Source organism: Niveispirillum sp. (assembly GCF_017996735.1).
Classification (GTDB): domain Bacteria; phylum Pseudomonadota; class Alphaproteobacteria; order Azospirillales; family Azospirillaceae; genus Niveispirillum.
In genome coordinates this window covers 1-21,099 of sequence record NZ_JAGOGJ010000089.1, presented here as the reverse complement: position 1 = coordinate 21,099, position 21,099 = coordinate 1, and the positions used below count along the sequence as shown (strand labels likewise).

Sequence of the window (21,099 nt, the reverse complement as noted above, 5' to 3'; positions counted from 1 at the left end):
GATCAGGGCTCCGTAACGGAATATCAGACGCGTTCGATGATGGCGCCGGTGCCCATGCCGGCGGCGACGCACAGGCAGATCAGGGCCGTCTGCCGGCCGGTGCGCTCCAACTCGTCGAGCGCGGTGCCCAGGATCATGGCGCCCGTGGCGCCCAGCGGGTGGCCCATGGCGATGGCCCCGCCATTGACGTTCACTCGGCTGGGATCAAGGTCCAGCGCCTGCATGGTGCGCAGCACGACACTGGCGAAGGCCTCGTTGATCTCCCACAGGTCGATATCGGCGACGGACATGCCGGTACGGTTCAGCAGCCTGGCGGCGATACGTTCCGGGCCGGTCAGCATGATGGTCGGTTCCGACCCGATGGAACCCATGGCCCGGATGCGCGCGCGGGGCCGCAGGCCCAGCCGCTGCCCCGCCTCCCGCGATCCCACCAGCAATGCGGCCGCCCCGTCGACGATGCCGGAACTGTTGCCGGCATGGTGGACATGCTCGATCCGTTCGACCGTGGGATAGCGCAGCAGGGCCGTGGCGTCGAAGCCGGGCATTTTCCGGCCCATATCCTCGAAGGCGGGCTTCAGGGTACCGAGCGCCTGCAGGTCGGCATCGGGCCGCATATGTTCATCGCGGTCCAGCAGGACCTGCCCGATGACATCGCGGATCGGCAGGATCGACCGGTCAAAGCGTCCCTCGTCCCAGGCGCGCTTGGCACGGCGCTGGCTTTCCACGGCGAACGCATCGCAATCGGTGCGGGTGAAACCGTGCAGCGTGGCCAGAAGGTCGGCGCCGATCCCTTGCGGCACAAAATAGGTCTGGTAAGCGACGGCGGGGTCGCTGGCCAGGGCGCCACCGTCCGACATCATGGGCACGCGGCTCATGCTTTCCACGCCGCCGCCGACAGCCAGGGCGGCTTCGCCGGCAATGACCTTGGCCGCCGCGATATTCACCGCTTCCAGGCCGGACCCACAAAAGCGGTTAACCTGCACGCCCGGCACATCCTGATGGTAGCCGGCCATCAGGGCGGCGACGCGGGCAATGTCGGCGCCCTGTTCACCCACGGGCGTGACGCAGCCCAGGATCACATCCCCGATCTGCGCGCTGTCGATGCCGGTACGGTCGGGGATGGCGGCCAGCACCTGGGCGGCCAGGGCCACAGGCGTCACCTCATGCAGGGCGCCATCGGGCTTGCCGCGTCCACGGGGGCTGCGGATCGCGTCGTAGATATAGGCTTCCATGCCGCCTCCATAGGTGCCGCAGGCAGGCATCCCCCGGCACCGGTTCTGCTTTTTGTTTCCTCAGTCGCCGGCCACCAAAGGACCGAAGGACAAGCCTTCGGCCCTCTGGCATTTGTCAGTATTTGACGCTGAGCTGGATGCCGTAGGTGCGCGGCATGCCGGTGTAACGGCGGACCACGTCGGACAAACGGGCGACGTTGTTCCAGTAATACTCATCGAACACATTGTGGACGAAAAGGGTCGCCGCCCATCGATCATCGTTGGCGGCGATGCCGAACCGTGCATCCACCAGCGTATAGGCGTCGATGCGCAGGCGCTGGTCACCGCCGAAGCCGGCGTTCGTGGCGCTGCGATAGGTGGCGTTCAGACCCAGGATGCCATCCAGGCTGTCGCTGACCGGCGTGCGATATTCCGCATCGCCGACAAGCTGATATTTCGGCGTATAGGGGAAGGCATCGCCCTTGAAGTCCGCCGTGGCGCCCAGAATGGTGGAGTTGGTGAAGCTGCCCGTTACCTTGCTGTCCAGCCAGGTGCCGCCCAGGCTGAGGCGCAGATCCTCCACCGGATAGGCGTTGACCTGGATTTCCGCACCCTGGATACGCGATTTCGGCACATTCACCAGACCCGGCAGATTGCCCAGGACCGTGGGCCGGCGGGCCAGAAGCTGCTTGTCATCATAATCGTAATGGAACAGGGCGCCGTTGGCGTCCAGGGCACCACGCACGATCGTCGTCTTGAAACCCGCCTCATAGGCCATCACAGATTCTTGCGTGACGGGCGCCAGGGTCGATGCCTCGATGGCCGGCAGGGTGGGGGCGCTGCCCGACTTGTAGCCCTTGCTGGCATTCACATAGAACAGGGTGCGTGGCAGCGGCTTCCAGTCCAGGCCCGCACGCCAGGACACATTATCCTCGTTCAGCGACTTTCGCACTTCATTGGGCGTGGCGGTGGCGTCCAGGGTGACGCACTGGTTGGCCTGCAAGGGCGCGATGGGCGACAGGCCGGCGCGGCCGCGCACGACATTGATCAGCACGCTGTAGGTGGCGGCCGAGGTCGCGTCACCGCTGACGGCGCAAGACCGGTAATCCAGGTCAACCTTGGTATAGCGCACGCCGCCATGGGCCGTGATCTCATCGGTCAGGTCGATGTCGATATTGCCGAACACGGCCCTGTTGTCGAATTCCTGCGCACCCCGCAGCCCGGAACTCAGCGTGCGCATGCCGGGGATGGTGGTGAAGGAACTGGTCGTATAGGGGAACTGATACAGGCTGTTCTCGTCCGACTTTTCCTTGGCGTAGCTGGCGCCCGCCACGATGACGGCCGGCCCCACCTCTCCCGTCAGGCGCAGTTCCTGGGAAAAGGCCGACAGGCTGCCCCGGACATTGGTCAGCGACGCGCGCTGGTTGGTGCCATCCTGGTCAACCAACTGGTTCACATCCATGTCGGAATAGGCGGTGATGGAGGTGATCTGGAAGTTATCGCTGATGTCCAGGTCACCGCGCAGGGAGGCCTGGTAGAAGTCGTTATCCCGCTTCAATGACTGGTCCGGATCCCAATCGGCGGCCCGGTTATTGTCGGGCGCGACGGGGTAGTTGACGATATTGGGGATGTTGCCGGTGGCGGTCGGGGCGGAATAGACCCGTGCGATCAACTGTGCCGCCTGGGTGTCCGACTTGTCCTTGAAGCCATTGACATTGATCGTGAATTTCAGGTCGTCGGATGGCGTCACATCCAGCAGCAGGCGGCCCTGGTAGAAGCGCTTGGCGCCCAGGCTGTCGTCCCGGGTGTAGCTTTCCTGCCAATCACCGCTGCGCACGGCGCGGGCTGACAGGCGGGCGGTGACGACATCCCCGACCAGCGGGCCGCTGACATAGCCCGATGTCTCAAAACTGTTGAAACGGGCGATGCTGGCGGTCATCCCGGCGGCGAAATCGCGTGTCGGCTTGGCCGCGATATAGTTCAGGGCGCCGCCCGTCGCGTTCTGGCCGAACAATGTACCCTGGGGCCCCTTCAGCACTTCCACGCGCGCCAGATCCAGTGCCGCACCTTGGGCCATGATGGAGAAGGGCAGGGGCACCTCGTCGGTATAGACGGCGACGCTGGGCTTGGCACCCAGGGTGGTGTCGAAGAAGCCGACACCGCGCAGCGTGAAGACCGGGGTGCCCGAACCGCTTTCCGTGAAGCTGAGGCCCGGCGTCACCTTGGCCAGATCTTCCACATCGGTGATGCCGCGCGCCGCCAGGTCGTCGCCGGAGATGGCGGTGATCGACATGGGCACGTCATTCAGCGACTGTTCGCGCTTCTGTGCGGTCACGATGATCTCTTCCAGCAGAACGGCGCTGTTCTGTCCGCTGTCGGCGGGCGCAGAGGGGGCTGCCTGTGCCATGGCGATGGATGGCCACAGGATGGAGTTCAACGCCGTCGCCATCAGCAACGTGGAACGGCGGGCACGACTATTCTTCATCATTTCCTCCCCTGCGGATACATCGCTACCGATTGTCCGCCCTGCTGTCGTCCTTGGACTGATCGGCCCGGCGGACGCTCGTTCATACATTTGTTGTGGTGAGGAAAGGCGGACGGCAGCCAATTGTAAAATTCAATTTCCGGGCCCTTTATTCCTGATGGGAATGGTGGGGCGTTTCCGGGCGGCACCATGCTTTGATGGAATACTGCTATCACAGAAGGAATTGCGGGTTCCCTGGCCGCGTCCCTTAGAAACGGGGCATCAAACAAAGCGCGGGGAGAAAGCCAGGATGAGCATGGACATTGCCGATGCGACGCGTGCGTCGCTTGCCCGCCCCTTCCGGATGCTGATCGGTGCCGAATGGCGGGAGGCGTCGGAGGGTGCGCGGATGGATGTCATCAACCCGGCTGATGAACAGAGCTTTGCCAGCATTCCCCTGGGCACCGCCACCGACATCGACCGGGCCGTGGCTGCCGCCCGCCATGCGTTTGACAACGGCGCCTGGACCGGGTTGATGCCCGGCCGGCGGGCCCAGATCCTGTGGCGGGTCGCCGATCTGCTGGAAGAACGCGCCCAGGAATTTGCCGAGCTTGAAACGCTGGATAATGGCAAACCGGTCAGTGCTGCCCGTGCCGTGGACCTGACCCTGGCCATCGGCGCCTTTCGCTACTGGTCGGGCTGGTGCACCAAGATTACGGGTGAGACGCCGACCGTAGACCTGCCCGGCCCTTTCATGGCGATGACGCTGCGTGAGCCGGTGGGCGTGGTCGGCATCATCACGCCCTGGAACTTCCCCCTGGTGCAGGCCGTGGTGAAAATCGCACCGGCGCTGGCCGCCGGATGCACCATGGTGGTGAAGCCGGCGGAGCAGACATCGCTGACCCTGCTGCGGCTGGGGGAGGTGCTGCTGGATGCGGGCGTGCCGCCGGGCGTGGTGAATATCGTCTCCGGCCTGGGCAGCCTCACCGGTGCGGCGCTGGCCGCGCATCCGGATGTGGACAAGATCTCCTTCACCGGTTCCACCCCCGTCGGCAAGACCCTGCTGGCGGCGGCGCAGGGCAATCTGAAGCGTCTGACCCTGGAACTGGGGGGCAAGTCGCCGACCATCCTGATGGAAGATGCCGATCTGGACCGTGCCATTCCCAGCATCGCGGGCGGCATCTTCCGCAATGCCGGGCAGATGTGTGCGGCCGGTTCCCGGCTGCTTGTGGCGCGTGCCGTGGCGGATCGGGTGCTGGAGGGTCTGGTGCAGCAGGCGGGTGCCCTGCGGATCGGCCCCGGCATCGATCCGACGACCACGCTGGGGCCGCTGGTGTCGGCGGCCCAGCAGCACCGCGTGCTGTCCTATGTCGATGGCGCGCGGCGCGACGGCGTGGCGGTTGTGACCGGCGGGCATGCCGCCGGCGACCGGGGGTATTTTGTCGAGCCGACCATCCTGCTCGACCCCTCGGCGACAGCGACGGTGTCGCGGGAGGAGATTTTCGGGCCGGTGCTGGTGGTGACGCCGTTTGACGATCCCGCCGATCTGGCCCGGCTGGCCAATGACACGGTCTATGGCCTGTCCGCCAATATCTGGAGCCGGGATGTCACCGCCGCCTACCGGCTGGCCCGACAGGTGAAGGCCGGTACGATCACCGTCAATAGCGGCATGATTGTCGGCCCGGCCCTGCCGTTCGGCGGCTTCAAGCAGTCCGGATGGGGACGTGAAGGCGGTGCCGAGGGGCTGTCCGCCTTCATGGAGACAAAAACCATCATCACCGCGCTATGAGAGCGGCGGTGTAAATCTGTGACAGGCCCAGGCTGCTATGACGCCGATGACGGGATGTTGACGAGGTTTCGCCAGGCGGTTTGTGAAGCAAGATGAAGGGTGACGAGGTCCGTCCATCCGTTGGCGTGGAACGTCTTCAGCTTGGCGCCCGAGAGTTTGCGAAAGGCTTCCTCATCCACCAGCCGGAAGCCCTGGACGCGTTTTTCCGTCCAGTCGGGCAGGGTGACGATTGCTTCGCGGATCACCAGCAGATTGGCATCTTCCAGTGCTGCTGAAAAGGTACGGGTCCGTTCATATTCAAGCGCATACGCCTCGCAGAAGGTGATGGCGGCGGTGGCGGCTTCGCTGGCCTGACCGTCCTCCGTGAACAAGGCGTGTGCGCGGTCGCGGGCTGCGTCGGTGCTGACCTGGGGGGCGGCAATATCCAGCCCCAGCATGATGTTGTTGCCTTCGCCCGGCGGGGTCATGCCAATGAAGGGATAGCGGCGCAGATAGCTTGGAATATAGTGCCCGGCCTTCCAGCTTCCATCCGGCGCCACGAACAGGTTCTCCCCGGTGGCAAGACCCGTGACCGCCAGGGGGGCGGCCCCTTCTTCGGTGGAGAAGACGATGGGGTAGCTGCGTTGAGCTTCCATGAACTCAGCCGCCACGAGCGGGATCGCGGTCGCCATGCGGGCAAAGCCGTAATCCACGCCCTCCCGTATGCCGAGCAGACGGTGTTCGGGAAAGCGCAGAAGCGTGGGGGTGCCGTAAAACAGCGGGAGAGCGGGGGCGGGAGCAGAGGTCGCGGCAGGCATGGTCTCGGTATTTCTCAGTGAGGGGGAAACATCGCGGTGACTGCCGCAAGGGGCGAGCCCGTGCGGGTGGATCATGGGGTCAGGCTGGCATCCAAGGCAGCGGCAAAACCCTTGAAGGAAACTGGAAATTTGACCGGACGCCGCATGCCGTCATCAAAGGCGAAACTTCCGGCTTCTGTGGCGGATTTCATGCGGCTGAGGGTTGCCGGGTCAAGGGAGGTCTCGGCGCCGCAGACCTGTACGCAGCGTTTATAGTCCAGCCGCAGCGCCTTTCCCGCATCGCCAATTTGAAACGTGATGCCGCTGGGCAGCCAGACGCCCTGTGGCACCTGAATGACGATGATCATGGGGGCCTTGGGATCGGTCCGGCCGACAGCGATGCTGGCCACCACCCCCTTGCCCTGCATCTGCAGATTCTGGACGATCTCGCAGGTCCGCGGCTTGTCCTTGGGCTTAATGCACCGCACCACCCAATCCTGATAGGTTGCCGTGGTTTCAACGGGTTGGACAGGGTCGGCCTGGGTCTGTTCAGCGCGGGCGCCGCCGCCCAGGAGAGAACCTATCAGGATGGAAGCACCAGCCAATCTCAGGCTCGCATGCATTCTCGGGTGCTCCTTGGATCCTGCTGGTAAAGACGCGGGGGACACAACGTAACATAATCGTGTCGACGGCCAAATGCGCACATTGGCGGATGGGTGCCGCCGTGGCGTTTTGGGCCGCCTTCTCCGCCAATGACCGGCCCCGTGGCCTCAGAACTTCACGGTGAACCGAGCGGAGAAGGCATTCTGGTGCGACTGCGCAGCCAGTTGACCATCATAGTTGAACTGAAGGGTGGCGCGATCGGACAGGTCGAATGAGAAACCCGCACCGACCAGCATGGTATCCTTCGTGATCGGCACACCCTGCACCTGGAACGGTTTCGTGTCGGCGAGGAACCGCATGCTGGCGGTGGAGGCGGTATCCCCCATGGCACGCTGCCAGCCGACCATCAGGCTAGGTGTCAAGGTCAGCCCCCCCACCTTCATGGACGCGGCCGACCGGGCCCCGAGTGTGGTGTAGACCGTGTTCTGCGCCTGCGTCTTCCCGGCAAGCCCCGCGCCGCCGACGCCGGTTTCGGTCATGGCACCACCCGCGACATTCAGATAGGCGATGCCCGCGAACGGCTCGATCTCCACGTTCCTGAAGACCGCGCGATAGCTGGCCTCGCCAAAGGTCTGAACCGTATCCAGGCTGAAATCCGACTGCTCCAAACCGGCGAAGTCGGGGAAGGCGATGGTGCGCTTGGCCTTGATGTCATGCCAGCCATAGGACGCAGCACCCTTCAGCCCGAAGCCCCCGAACTGCGCCCCGATATACAGGCCCAGATCGTAGCTGTTGGTGGAGCCGGAGGAGGAGCGGGCGTTCACGTCAAACCATGTCTGGCTTGCGCCACCCACAAAGCCGGCCCGCGCATTCTCCCCGACGGGGATATCGATACCGGTCAGGAAGCCGCCCATCGATGTGGAAAGGGCGGCCGCATTGCCGTCGCCATCGGTTTTGCCCCACGCGCCATAGCCCTGTGCCCAGGAGGTGAACCGGAGATTCTGACCCGGTGTCTCCGTCTTCGGGCCACCGGCAAGCGCCGCCGCAGACAGTGCGCCCCCGCTGTTGCCCTGGCCCGGTTGCAGCAGTCGTGCGCCGACCGCATTGCGCAGATAGATGCTGTTCTGCTGGATGGACCTGGTCAGCGAGGGGTAAATCTCACCCGACAACTGATCCAGCGCCGGGGCCACGTCCTGCTGGGACAGCATGAACAGCCCCTCGAATACACGGTTGCCTTCCGGCAACCCGTCGGCCGCCGCCGCCACGGCGGCCTGGTTTGGCCCCCGCGCATAGTCGATGAACTTCTTCCCGGTATAGACGAGGTTCAGATAGACGTTCCGCACATCATAGGTCAGAGACGGCTTCAGGAAGGCATAGTCCGAGGTGACCTCCCCGAAACTGCCTGTCACCGTGCCAGAGGTGGTCAAGATGGCGACCTTATCATTGCGGTTATAGCGTCCGGTCTCGGCCATCACCTTGACGCTGGCCTGCGGGGACAGGGTCACATCCCCGGTCGCCATGATCAGGTCGTGTGCGCCCCTGGTCGTCACATCCACGGCGTAGACGGCGCCCGCATTGAAGGCCACAGGTCCGTCGATCGTCAGCGTGCCCGGCGAATATCCCGGCGCGATGACGGAACCCGCGTTCGCCGTCAGGCCGCCGATGGTTGCCGTGCCACCCAGCACGCCGCCTTCATTGACGGTCATGGTCGAGGTCAGGTTGCTTCCCGCCCCCAGCCGCATGACCGAATCTTCGACAACCACGGCGGACGAGGTGGGCAGAGGCGACGTGAAGTCGACCGTGCCGCCGCCCTTGAAGGTCACGGAACCCGAACCAGTGATCGAACCGGCAAAGACATAGCCATCCGAGCGGTTGATCACCAGGGACCCGTTGTTGACGATGTTGCCGGTGATCGATCCGTTGCTCCCACCATCGCCGATCTGCAGCGTGCCGGCCGCGATGGTGGTGAGGCCGGCATAAGTGTTTGCGCCGGTCAGGATCAGCGTACCGGCACCTGTCTTGTCGAGATTGCCGGTACCGGAGATCACGCTCGATACGGTCAGCATCTTGTCCGCGTCCACCTCGATCGCGGCGGCCGATGCCGGTGCGGAGGTGCTGCCTGATAGCAGGATGGACTTGTCGAAAGTGAAGCTTTCGCTGGCGCGCAGCGTCCCCCCGCCTTCAATGGTCACGCCCGCGGTGCCCAGCACCTGTGTCGAGGCGATGCGCAGCGTGCCCCCTGCGATGGTGGTGCCGCCGGTATGGCTGTTCGCCTGGGTCAGGGTCAGGGTGCCCGGTCCCTTCTGGATCAGCCTGCCCGTGCCGGAGATCGTGCCGTCGAAGCTGTGCGTCCCCGCCAGGTTGAAGGTCAGTGCCGCGTTGTTCACCACGTCGCCCTTGATGGAACCCGTGATGCCGCCATCGCCGATCTGCAAGGTGCCGGCGGAGATGGTGGTGCCGCCCGTATAATCGTTGTTGCCAGTCAGGACCAGAGTACCGAGATCCGTCTTTTCGATGCCCGTGTTACCGGAGAGTGTGCTGGCGATCGTCGCCACCATGGCCGCCCCGGCCCCGGTCCCGTCACCCACACGGATGGTGGTCGGACCCGTGCCGTTCAGGCGGATCGATCCGCCGGTCACCTGATAGCCGCTTTGAGCGAACTGCATCCCCGTGGTCGTGACCTGACCGGCCCCATTGTCGACTGTCACCGTCCCGGCCGCGCCCTGGAACACTGCGAAGCCGCCGTTCCATATCCGGGTGATGGCGCCGGAATCATTGGCCCAGTTGGTCTGGTTTTCCGCCGCCCAGATGCCGCTGCCACCCTGCACCGTCTGGTTGGGCTTGGCCTGGGCACCGTTCCAGAACTGGATGGCGCTGGTCGCATTCTCGACAAGCAGGTTGACCTGGCCCGCCACCGAGGTCTGTACACCCCGCGCAAAACCGCCTGCCAGCGACACCACGTCGATGCCGTTGTCGGTCAAGCTGCCTGTATAGTCGATGAGACGATAGATGCCCGTGCCGAAGCCGGCCGATTGGGCGACGTTCAACGTGCCGTCCAGCGTCACGTTACCGTTCACCTTGAACACGCTGCTGGCCGTCAAGGCCCCCAGGCTTATATTCAGGTTGGCGCCCGATTGCAGCAGCAGGCCGCCCATGGTCAATACGTGCGACTGATCCCCGATCAAGGTGCCGCCGGAAGCGACCTGCACCGTCTGGGCCACACTGCCGGTACCGGACAGGGTGGCGCCATCGCGGATATCAACGGCGCCCGCCAGACTTCCGGTCAGCGCCAGCGTACCGCCCGCGACCGTCGTCGTCCCGGTGAAGCCGTTGGCGCCGCTCAGCGTCAGTGTGCCCGTGCCGGCCTTGCCGAAGCCGCCGGTTCCGTTCATCACACCGGAGAAGGTGGTGGAGCTATTGTCGCCGCCCACGGTCAGCACCGTGCCATCCAGTTGGATGCTGCCCCCACCGCTGAGCGCGCCCAGGGCCTTCGTCCCCATCGTTTGCAGGGTAAGGGCGGCGCCCGTTGCCACCCGCAGGGCGCTGCCATCGGCCAGCGCCTGCGCGCCCTGGGCCAGCAGGGTGCCGCCATCGATCTGTATCGTGGATGCACTGTTGCTGCCGGTAAGGGTCAGCGTCCCGGCCCCAACCTTCACCAGGCTGCCCGTCCCGGCGAGCGTGCCGGAGAAAGTGGAGCTTGTGCCATCGCCGCCCATGGTCAAGGCACGGCTGTTCAGGGTCACGGTGCCCGCACCCGCCAGTGATCCGACCGTTTCATCCGCGTTGCCCAAGGACAGCCGCGCGCCCGCATCCACGGTAAGGCGGGCCTTGTCCGCAAGCGACGCCCCACCCGTGAGCGCCAGAGTGCCGCCGGCGACGGTCGTCGCCCCGGTGAAGCTGTTGGCGCCCGTCAATGCCAATGTCCCGGCACCGGCCTTTGTCAGGCTGCCCGTGCCGGAAATAACGCTGGAGAAGGTGATATCATCGGCCCGATTGAAGGCCAGCGTACCATTGTTGAGGACCGGCCCGGTCAGTGTCCCGGACGTGCCGCCGTCACCGACCTGCAGCATACCCGACGCAATCGTCGTGCCGCCGGTGAAGCTGTTGGTTCCCGTCAGCGTCAATGTGCCCGCGCCGGATTGCCCAAGCGCACCGCCACCCGAAATGTTTCCGCCGAACCTGACCGCGTCACTGCGGTTGAAGGAGAGGGTGGTCTGCGATGCCGCGACCACATCGCCGAGGATGGAACCATTCGTCCCCCCGTCACCGATCTGCAAATGACCCTGTGTCAGGGTCGTATTGCCGCTGTAGCTGTTGTTGCCGGTGAGGATCAGCCGGCCCAGGTCGGTCTTTTCAAGCCCCGTTGTGCCGGTCAGCACCGCGCCGATGGTCGTATTGTAACCGGCGCCGGCACCCGTCCCGTCGCCGACGCGCACCTGCGTCTGACCCGACGCGGCGGACAGCGTGATCGTGTCGCCGGATACCTTGTATCCATCCACCATGAACTGCATGCCGGTGGTGGAGACGTTGCCCGACACGGTGACGTCGCCCGCCGTGCCCGAGAAGACGGCGAACTGCTTCGTCCACGACCATGACTGGCTCAGGGAGGAGGTCAGCCAGTTGCGGTCCGACGGGTTTTCCGTCCACCGCCCGCCGCCGCCCTGGATGCTGCCATCCGGCGTCGTGGTCGCCCCGTTCCAGTAGAGCATGCTGCTGGTCAACACGGCGAGGTTCACCTGTCCGGCGCCATGCTGGATCTGATAGGTGAAGTTGGTCGGCGAATTGCCCAGCACCAGGCCATTGTCGGCCGCCAGGGTCGTGTAGTCGATCAGGCGATAGACGCCCTGCGCGGTGGAGCCGATATTGGTGATGTTGAGAACGCCGTCCAGGGTCAGCGTCCCGGCGGAGAACGCGCTGCTGGCGGTGGTTGAGCCCAGGACCAGATCGATATTGGCGCCATTTGACAATGTCAGGCTGGTCATGGACAGCGCATGGGGACCCGTGGTGCCCGACGAAACGGCGCGCAGGGTGCCGCCGTCCAGAACCGTGACAGCGCCGGTTGTTCCGGCCCCTGCCGTGCCGCCCATCTCTCCCTGCAACGTGGCCCCGGCCTGAACGGTGATGTCGCTGGTCAGGCCGACACCACTGCGGATTTCCAGCGTTCCGGCGGAAACCGTGGTGCCGGCAGCGGCGCTGTTTGCCCCGACCAGGGTCAGCGTGCCAGCCCCCCGCTTCACGAGCGCGCCCGTTCCCGTGATGGTGCCGGCCAGGGCCACATCATCGGCGCGGTCGAATACCAGGGTTCCGCTGTTGGTGATGCTGCCCGCCAGGAAGCCAGTGGTGCCCCCATCGCCGATCTGCAATGTGCCGGCGGCGATGCTGGTATTGACGGAATGGCTGTTGGTGCCGGTCAGGATCAGTGTGCCGGCGCCGGCTTTGGTGAGGGTACCCGTACCGGCCATGACGCCTGCCAGCGTCAGGGTCGTGCCGTTGTCCAGAAGGACGGTGCCGCCACCCGCAAGCGAGACAGAGCGGTTGGAGGTGAAGGAGGCCGTGGCCGCCAGTGTGCCGCCGGAAAGCGTCAGGCCGCCCGCGCCATTGCCGAGATTGCTGTCGCTGGACACCTGCAAGGTGCCGGCGGCGATGGTGGTGCCGCCCGAGTGGCTGTTGTTGCCTGTCAGGGTCAGCGTGCCCGCGCCGGCCTGGGTCAGCGACCCCGTGCCGGACAGGGCGCCGTCGAAGCTGACAGCATCGGAACGGTTGAAGACGATCAAGGCATGGTTCACCAGATCGCCGGCCACGCGGCCCGTTGTCCCGCCATCCCCGATCTGCAAGGTGCCGGCGGCGACGGTGGTGGTGCCCGTGAAACTGTTGGTGCCGGTCAGGACCAACGTGCCCGCACCTTCCTTGGTGAACGACCCGGTGCCGGCGATGGTGCCGGCCAGCGTCAGGCTTGCCCCGCCGTCCGGCGCGATTGCGCTGTTGCCGGAGAGCGAGATCGAACGGTTGGAGGTGAAGGAACCGGTCGTCACCAGCCTGCTGCCGGCCAGTGCCAGCCCACCGGATGCGGCGCCGAGACTGCTGTCGGCGTTCACCTGCAATGTGCCGGCGGACACGGTGGTACCGCCGGAATAGCTGTTGGTGCCGGTGAGGGCCAGCGTGCCGCCGCCGGCCTTGGTCAAGGAACCGGCCCCGGACAGGGCACCGTCGAGCGTCAGTGTGGTGTTGGCGGCCGTGTTGATCGTGCTGTTGCTGACCAGGGAAACCGACCGGCCGGAGGTGAAGGAGGCATTCGTCTCCAGATTGCCCCCCGACAGGATGATGCCGCCGGATGCGGCACCCAGATTGCTGTCATCCGCCACCAGCAGCGTACCGGCGGCGATGGTGGTGCCGCCCGAATAGCTGTTGGTGCCGCTCAGGCTCAGCGTACCGGCACCGACCTGCGCCAGGGAGCCCGTGCCTGAAATATTGCTGTTGACGTTGAGCGCATCGGCGCGGTTGAAGACGAACGCGGCATTGTTCACCACATCGCCGGAGAAGCTTCCCGAGGTTCCGCCGTCGCCGATCCGCACTGTGCCGGCCGCAATGATGGTGCTGCCGGAATAAGTGCCGGTGATGACCAGGGTTCCGTCGCCGACCTTGGTCAGGGACCCGCCGCCGGAGACGGTGCCGCCCAGGGTCAGGGTTGTGCCACTGTCCAGGCTGACCTTGCCATTCCCGGAGAGCGAGATCGTGCGGTTGCTGGTGAAGGACGCCGTGGCTGCCAGGGTCCCGCCGGAAAGCGCCAGCCCGCCCGATGCACTGCCCAGATTGCTGTCCGCTGCCACCTGCACGGTGCCGGCGGTGATGGTGGTGCCGCCGGAATAGGTGTTGGCGCCCGTGAGGATCAGGGTGCCATCGCCTGTCTGTTTCAAGGAGCCGGTGCCGGAGATAAGCCCGGCGAGCGTCAGGGTCGTCCCGCTTACCGGTGCGATGACGCCATTGTCGGCAAGCGTGACCGCGCGGTTGGACACGAACGAGGCTGTCGTCACCAGCGCGCCGCCCGACAGGGTCAGCGCGCCGGATACATTGCCAAGATTGCTGTCTGCCGCCACCTGCACGGTGCCGGCGGCCAGGGTGGTGCCGCCCGAATAGCTATTGCTGCCCGTAAGGGTCAGTGTGCCGCTGCCGGTTTGGATGAGCGAGCCGGTGCCGGAAATAACGCCGGCGAGTGTCAGGTTCGTCGAGCCCTCCGGGGAGAGTGCAGTATTGCCCGTCAGCGCCACCGCCCGGTTCGATGTGAAGGAAGCGGTGGTTGCCAGCGTGCCGCCCGACAGGGTCAGCCCGCCGGATGCGTTGCCGAGATTGCCGTCTGCGGCCACGCGCAAGGTACCGGCGGTGAGACGGGTGCCGCCCGAATAGCTGTTGGTCCCGCTCAGGGTCAGGGTGCCGTCACCGGCCTGGGTCAGTGAACCGACGCCGGATAGGGTGCCGCCAAAGCTGACCCTGTCGGAGCGGTCGAAGATGAGCGAACCATTATTCACCACATCGCCGGACAGGCTGCCGGCGGTCCCGCCATCGCCGACCTGCAGCGCGCCGGCGGCAATGGTGATGCTGCCGCTATAGGTGTTGGCGCCGGTCAGGATCAGGGTACCCTCACCCGCCTTGGTGAAGGAGCCGGCGCCGGAGAGGGTGCCGGCCAGGGTCAGGCTGGTGCCGCCATCCGGGGTGATCTTGCTGCTGCCGGAGAGGGACACCGTGCGGTTCGACGTGAAGGACGCGGTGCTTGCCAGCGTCCCGTCGGAGAGCGCCAACCCGCCCGAGGCATTGCCGAGGTTGCTGTCGGCGGCCACCTGCAAGGTGCCCGCATCGATGCTGGTGCCCCCGGAATATGTGTTGCTGCCGCTCAGCACCAGGGTGCCGTCGCCGGCCTTGGCCAGGGTGCCGCTGCCGGAAATCACGCCGCCCAGGGTCAAGACGGTGTCGGCGTTCGGCGTCACAGCGCTGACACCTGTCAGCGAGACGGCGCGGTTGGAGCCGAAGGAAGCGGTGGTTGCCAGCGTGCCGCCAGAGAGCGACAGCGCGCCGGAGGCGTTGCCGAGGTTGCTGTCGGCCGCCACCTGCAGGATGCCGGCAGAGATGGTTGTGCCGCCGGAATAGGTGTTGGTGCCGGTGAGGACCAGGGTACCGGCGCCAGCCTTGGCCAGGGAACCGCTGCCGGACATGACACTGCCCAGCGTCAGGGTGGTGCCGCTGTCGGGGGTGATCGTGCCGCTGGCCGAGAGCGAGACCATGCGGTTGGAGGTGAAGGACGCGGTGGTCGTCAGCGAGCCGCCCGACAAGGTCAGCACACCGGATGCATCGCCCAGATTGCTGTCGGCCGCCACCTGGATCGCACCCGCGGACACGGTCGTGCCGCCGACATAGGTGTTGGTGCCGGTCAGGGTCAGGGTGCCGGTGCCGGCCTGGGTCAGGGTACCGGTGCCCGACAGCGTGCCGCCAAAGCTGACGGCGTCGGAGCGGTTGAAGATGAACGCGGCGTTATTCACGACATTGCCGGCAAGGCCGCCAGCCGTTCCGCCACTGCCGATCTGCACGGTGCCGGCGGCGATGGTGGTGCCGCCCGAATAGCGATTATCGCCGGTGAGGACCAGGGTGCCGGCACCGTCCTTGGTAAGGGAACCGGTGCCGGAAATGACACCAGCCAGCGTCAGGGTGGTGTCAGTGCCCGCAGAGATAGTGTCGCTTCCCGTCAGCGTCACGGTCCGGTTCGACGCAAAGGAAGCCGTGGTGGCCAGGGTGCCGCCCGAAAGCGTCAGCCCGCCGGATGCGCTGCCCAGATTGCTGTCGGCGGCCACCTGCACGGTGCCGGCGGTGATTGTGGTGCCGCCGGAATAGCTGTTGGTGCCGGTCAGGGTCAGCGTGCCGGCACCCGCCTGAGCCATGGAGCCGGTACCGGAAATGGTGCCGCCAAAGCTGACCGCGTCGGAGCGGTTGAAGGCAAAGACGGCGTTGTTCACCACGTCGCCAGCAATGCTGCCGCTGGTTCCACCATCGCCGATCTGCAAGGTACCTGCGGCGATAGTTGTGCCACCCGAATAGCTGTTGGCTCCGGTCAGGATCAGTGTGCCGGCCCCCGACTTGGTGAAGGTGCCTGTTCCGGAGATTGTGCCGGTCAGCGTCACCATGTCGGAACGGTCAAAGGTGAAGGCGGCGTTGTTCACCACGTCGCCGGCAATGCTGCCGGTGGTTCCGCCATTGCCGACCTGCAAGGTGCCGGCGGCGATGGTTGTGCCGCCGGAATAGCTGTTGGTGCCGGTCAGGACCAGGGTGCCGGCACCTGCCTTGGTAAGGGAGCCGGTGCCGGAGAGGACACCGGCCAGGGTCAGGCTGGTGTCTGTATCCGGGGTGATGGTGCTGCCGCCCGAGAGCGACACCGTGCGGTTCGACGTGAAGGACGCGGTGCTTGCCAGCGTGCCGCCGGAGAGCGTCAGCCCACCCGTGGCATCACCCAGATTGGCATCGGCGGACACCTGCACGGTACCGGCGGACATGGTGGTGCCACCGGAATAGCTGTTGGTGCCGGTCAGGGTCAGGGTGCCGGACCCCGTCTGGGTCAGGGACCCCGTGCCGGACAGGGTGCCGCCAAAACTGACCGCGTCGGAGCGGCTGAACACGAAGGCGGCGTTGTTCACGACATCGCCGACGATGCTGCCACTCGTCCCGCCATTGCCGATCTGCAAGGTGCCGGCGGCGATCGTGGTACCGCCGCTGCTGGTGTTCTCGCCGGTGAGGATCAGGGTGCCGGCGCCGGCCTTGGTGAGGGAGCCAGTGCCCGAGAGGACACCGCCCAAGGTCAGGCTGGTGCTGCTGTCCGGGGTGATGGTGCTGCTGCCGGAGAGCGAGACGGTTCGGTTGGAGGTGAAGGAGGCGGTGCTTGCCAGCGTGCCGCCGGAGAGGGCCAGCCCACCGGACGCGTCGCCGAGATTGCTGTCGGCCGCCACCTGCAAGGTGCCTGCGGCAATGGTGGTGCCGCCGGAATAGCTGTTGGTGCTGCTCAGGACCAGGGTCCCGGCGCCCGCCTTGGTCAGGGAGCCGGTGCCCGAGAGGACACCGGCCAAGGTCAGGCTGGTGCCGGTATCGGGGGTGATGGTGCTGCTGCTGGAGAGCGACACCGCGCGGTTCGACGTGAAGGACGCGGTGCTTGCCAGCGTGCCGCCGGAGAGCGTCAGGCCGCCGGATGCGTTGCCGAGATTGCTATCGGCGGCCACCTGCAGGGTGCCGGCGGCGATGGTTGTGCCGCCGGAATAGCTGTTGGTGCCGGAAAGGACCAGGGTACCGGCACCGGCCTTGGTGAGGGAACCGGTGCCGGAGAGGACACCGGCCAGGGTCAGGCTGGTGTCTGTATCCGGGGTGATTGTGTTGATGCCGGAGAGCGACACCGTGCGGTTGGACGTGAAGGAGGCGGTGCTTGCCAGGGTGCCGCCCGAGAGCGCCAGGCCGCCTGAGGCATCACCGAGATTGCTGTCGGCCGCCACCTGCAAGGTACCGGCGGACACGGCGGTACCGCCGGAATAACTGTTGGTGCCAGAGACGACCAGGGTACCGGCACCCGCCTTGGTAAAGGAACCCGTGCCGGAGATGACACCGGCCAGGGTCAGGGTCGTGTCTGTATCCGGTGTGATGCTGCTGCTACCGGAGAGTGAGACGGTTCGGTTCGACGTGAAGGACGCGGTGCTTGCCAGCGTGCCGCCAGAGAGCGTCAGGCCGCCCGAGGCATCGCCAAGATTGCTGTCAGCAGCAACCTGCAGGGTACCATCGGAGACGGTGGTGCCGCCGGAATAGCTGTTGGTGCCGCTCAGGATCAGGGTGCCGGCACCGGCCTTGGTAACGGAACCCGTGCCGGAGATGACACCGGCCAGGGTCAGGGTCGTGTCTGTATCCGGGGTTATGCTGCTGCTGCCGGAGAGCGACACTGTGCGGTTGGAGGTGAAAGAGGCAGTGCTTGCCAAGGTGCCGCCAGAGAGCGTCAGCCCACCCGAGGCATCGCCGAGATTGCTGTCAGCAGCCACCTGCAGGGTGCCAGTGGACACGGTGGTGCCGCCGGAATAGCTGTTGGCAGCAGTCAGGACCAGGGTGCCACCGCCTGCCTTGGTGAGGGAACCTGTGCCAGAGATGACACCGCCCAAGGTCAGGCTGGTGCTGCTGTCCGAGGTGATGGTGCTGCTGCCGGAGAGCGAGACGGTTCGGTTGGAGGTGAAGGAGGCGGTGCTTGCCAGTGTGCCGCCGGAGAGGGCCAGCCCACCGGACGCGTCGCCGAGATTGCTGTCGGCCGCCACCTGCAAGGTGCCTGCGGCAATGGTGGTGCCGCCGGAATAGCTGTTGGTGCTGCTCAGGACCAGGGTCCCGGCGCCCGCCTTGGTCAGGGAGCCGGTGCCCGAGAGGACACCGGCCAAGGTCAGGCTGGTGCCGGTATCGGGGGTGATGGTGCTGCTGCTGGAGAGCGACACCGCGCGGTTCGACGTGAAGGACGCGGTGCTTGCCAGCGTGCCGCCGGAGAGCGTCAGGCCGCCGGATGCGTTGCCGAGATTGCTATCGGCGGCCACCTGCAAGGTGCCGGCGGCGATGGTGGTGCCGCCTGAATAGGTATTGGTGCCGGAAAGGACCAGGGTACCGGCACCGGCCTTGGTGAGGGAACCGGTGCCGGAGATGACACCGGCCAGGGTCAGGGTCGTGTCTGTATCCGGTGTGACTGTGTTGATGCCCGAGAGCGACACCGTGCGGTTGGACGTGAAGGAAGCGGTGGTTGCCAGGGTGCCGCCCGAGAGCGCCAGGCCGCCGGATGTGTTGCCTAGATTGCCATCAGCGGCCACCTGCACGGTGCCGGCGGACACGGTGGTGCCGCCGGAATAGTTGTTGGTCCCGCTCAGCGTCAGTGTGCCGGTGCCGGCCTGGGTCAGGGAGCCGGTGCCGGAAATGGTGCCGCCAAAACTGACCGCGTCGGAGCGGTTGAACACGAATGCGGCGTTGTTCACGACGTCGCCGGCAATACTGCCGCTTGTTCCGCCATTGCCGATCTGCACCGTGCCGGCAGAGATCGTGGTAGCGCCTGAATAGCTGTTGGTGCCGGTCAGGATCAGGGTGCCGGTGCCGTCCTTGGTGAGGGAGCCGGTACCGGAGATGACACCGCCCAGGGTCAGGGTCGTGTCTGTATCCGGGGTTATCGTGCTGCTGCCGGAGAGCGAGACGGTTCGGTCCGACGTGAAGGAGGCGGTGGTTGCCAGCGCCCCCCCGGACAGGATCAGCCCGCCGGACGCATCACCGAGATTGTTGTCGGCCGCCACCTGCAGGGTGCCGGCGGACACGGTGGTGCCGCCGGCATAGCTGTTGGTGCCGCTGAGGGTCAGCGTACCGGAACCGGCCTGGGTCACGGACCCTGCGCCGGAAATGGTGCCGCCAAAGCTGATGGCGTCGGAGCGGTTGAAGGCAAACACGGCATTGTTCACCACGTCGCCGGTAATATTGCCGCCCGTCCCGCCATTGCCGATTTGCAGGATGCCAGCGGACACAGTGGTGCCGCCGGCATAGCTGTTGGTGCCAGTCAGGACCAGGGTGCCGGCACCGGCCTTGGTAAGGGAACCGGTGCCGGAGATGACGCCGCCCAGGGTCAGGCTGGTATCCGTATTGGGGGTGATGGTGCTGCTGCCGGAGAGCGAAACCGCGCGGTTGGACGTGAAGGACGCCGTGCTGGCCAGAGTGGCGCCGGCGAGTGTCAGCCCGCCCGTCGCATCCCCCAGATTGGCATCGGCAGCCACCTGCACGGTACCGGTGGACACGGTGGTGCCACCGGAATAGGTATTTGTGCCGCTGAGGGTCAGCGTACCGGCCCCGGCCTGGGTCAGGGAGCCGGTGCCGGAAATGGTGCCGCCAAAACTGACGGTATCGGAGCGGTTGAAGACCAAAGCGGCGTTGTTCACCACGGCGCCGGCTATGCTGCCACTGGTTCCGCCGGTGCCGATCTGCACGGTGCCTGTGGTGATGGTTGTGCCGCCGGAATAGCTGTTGGTGCCGGTTAGGATCAGGGTGCCGGCGCCGTCCTTGGTGAGGGAGCCGGTACCGGAGATGACACCGGCCAGGGTCAGGCTGGTGCCTGTGTCCGGGCTGATGGTGCTGCTGCCGGAGAGCGAAACCGCGCGGTTCGACGTGAAGGAGGCGGTGCTTGCCAGTGTGCCGCCCGTCAGGGTCAGCTCACCGGAGCTGTTGCCGAGATTGCTGTCGGCCGCCACCTGCACGGTGCCGGCGGAAATGGTCGTCCCGCCTGAATAGCTGTTGGCCCCGCTCAAGACCAGGGTGCCGGCGCCGTCCTTGGTGAGGGATCCGGTGCCAGAGATGACACCGGCCAGGGTGAGGGTCGTGCCGGTATCGGGGGTGACCGTGCTGCTGCCGGAGAGCGAGACGGTCCGGTTCGACGTGAAGGAGGCGGTGCTTGCCAGGGTGCCGCCGGAGAGCGTTACCCCGCCGGCCGTATCACCCAGATTGGTATCGGCGGCCACCTGCACGGTGCCGGCGGAAATGGTCGTCCCGCCGGAATAGCTGTTGGCGCCGGAGAGGATCAGCGTCCCGGCCCCCGCCTTGGTGAGGGAGCCGGTGCCGGAGATGACACCGGCCAGGGTCAGGCTGGTGCCGGTATCGGGGGTGACCCTGCTGCTGCCGGTGAGTGATACGGTCCGGTTCGACGTGAAGGAGGCGGTGGTTGCCAGGGTGCCACCCGAGAGCGCCAGCCCGCCGGAGGCATCGCCGAGATTGTTGTCGGCGGCCACCTGCAGGGTGCCGGCGGACACGGTGGTGCCTCCGGCATAGCTGTTGGGGCCGCTCAGGGTCAGGGTGCCGGAACCCGCCTGGGTCAGGGTGCCGGTGCCGGAAATGGTGCCGCCAAAGCTGACCGCGTTTGAGCGGTTGAACACCAACGCGGCGTTGTTCACGACATCGCCGGCAATGCTGCCACTCGTCCCGCCACTGCCGATCTGCAAGGTACCAGCGGACACGGTGGTGCCCCCGGCATAGCTGTTGGTGCCGCTGAGGACCAGGGTGCCGGCCCCCGCCTTGGTGAGGGAGCCGGTGCCGGAGATCACCCCGGCCAGGGTCAAGCTGGTGTCTGTATTCGGGGTGATGGTGCTGTTGCTGGAAAGTGAGACGGTCCGGGTGGATGAGAAGGAGGTGACGCTTGCGAATAACCCGCAGGAGAGGGTGAGCCCGCCGGACGCGTCACCGAGATTA

Annotated in this window: 6 protein-coding genes; 1 reads left to right on the top strand and 5 read right to left on the bottom strand. The window is 66.0% G+C overall.

All coding sequences use genetic code 11. From position 1 onward, the window contains the following. Window positions 1-23 precede the first annotated feature (23 nt). The gene (locus KBA48_RS22680) at window positions 24-1,232 is read right to left on the bottom strand and encodes an acetyl-CoA C-acetyltransferase (RefSeq protein ID WP_292910646.1); all 1,209 of its coding nucleotides are present in this window, start codon (window positions 1,230-1,232) and stop codon (window positions 24-26) included. A 115-nt stretch (window positions 1,233-1,347) separates the two neighbouring features. Continuing rightward, on the bottom strand, window positions 1,348-3,699 hold the full coding sequence (locus KBA48_RS22675) for a TonB-dependent receptor (RefSeq protein WP_292910645.1): 2,352 nt from the start codon (window positions 3,697-3,699) through the stop codon (window positions 1,348-1,350). 286 nt (window positions 3,700-3,985) lie between these two features. Here KBA48_RS22675 and KBA48_RS22670 point away from each other — a divergent pair, with 286 nt between their 5' ends. Continuing rightward, a complete protein-coding gene (locus KBA48_RS22670; protein WP_292910643.1) occupies window positions 3,986-5,464 on the top strand; it encodes an aldehyde dehydrogenase family protein in 1,479 nt (492 codons plus the stop codon). A 35-nt stretch (window positions 5,465-5,499) separates the two neighbouring features. Here the strand turns inward: KBA48_RS22670 and KBA48_RS22665 are convergent, their stop codons facing one another. The 3 genes from KBA48_RS22665 to KBA48_RS22655 all read right to left on the bottom strand — a co-directional run bounded on the left by KBA48_RS22665 (window position 5,500) and on the right by KBA48_RS22655 (window position 20,969). Then, window positions 5,500-6,336, bottom strand: a complete 837-nt coding sequence (locus KBA48_RS22665) for a SapC family protein (RefSeq protein ID WP_292910642.1) — start codon at window positions 6,334-6,336, stop codon at window positions 5,500-5,502. Next, the gene (locus KBA48_RS22660) at window positions 6,333-6,863 is read right to left on the bottom strand and encodes an invasion associated locus B family protein (RefSeq protein ID WP_292910641.1); all 531 of its coding nucleotides are present in this window, start codon (window positions 6,861-6,863) and stop codon (window positions 6,333-6,335) included. The genes KBA48_RS22665 and KBA48_RS22660 overlap by 4 nt, the downstream gene beginning before the upstream one ends. A 147-nt stretch (window positions 6,864-7,010) precedes the next feature. Continuing rightward, window positions 7,011-20,969, bottom strand: coding sequence for an autotransporter-associated beta strand repeat-containing protein (locus KBA48_RS22655; protein ID WP_292910640.1), 13,959 nt, complete (start codon window positions 20,967-20,969; stop codon window positions 7,011-7,013). Window positions 20,970-21,099 lie beyond the last annotated feature (130 nt).

What these genes read in the sequence shown, in the direction of transcription:
- KBA48_RS22680 (WP_292910646.1), bottom strand. Translation starts at nt 1,232, where the DNA reads ATGGAAGCCTATATCTACGACGCGATCCGCAGCCCCCGTGGACGCGGC.
- KBA48_RS22675 (WP_292910645.1), bottom strand. Translation starts at nt 3,699, where the DNA reads ATGATGAAGAATAGTCGTGCCCGCCGTTCCACGTTGCTGATGGCGACG.
- KBA48_RS22670 (WP_292910643.1), top strand. Translation starts at nt 3,986, where the DNA reads ATGAGCATGGACATTGCCGATGCGACGCGTGCGTCGCTTGCCCGCCCC.
- KBA48_RS22665 (WP_292910642.1), bottom strand. Translation starts at nt 6,336, where the DNA reads ATGATCCACCCGCACGGGCTCGCCCCTTGCGGCAGTCACCGCGATGTT.
- KBA48_RS22660 (WP_292910641.1), bottom strand. Translation starts at nt 6,863, where the DNA reads ATGCATGCGAGCCTGAGATTGGCTGGTGCTTCCATCCTGATAGGTTCT.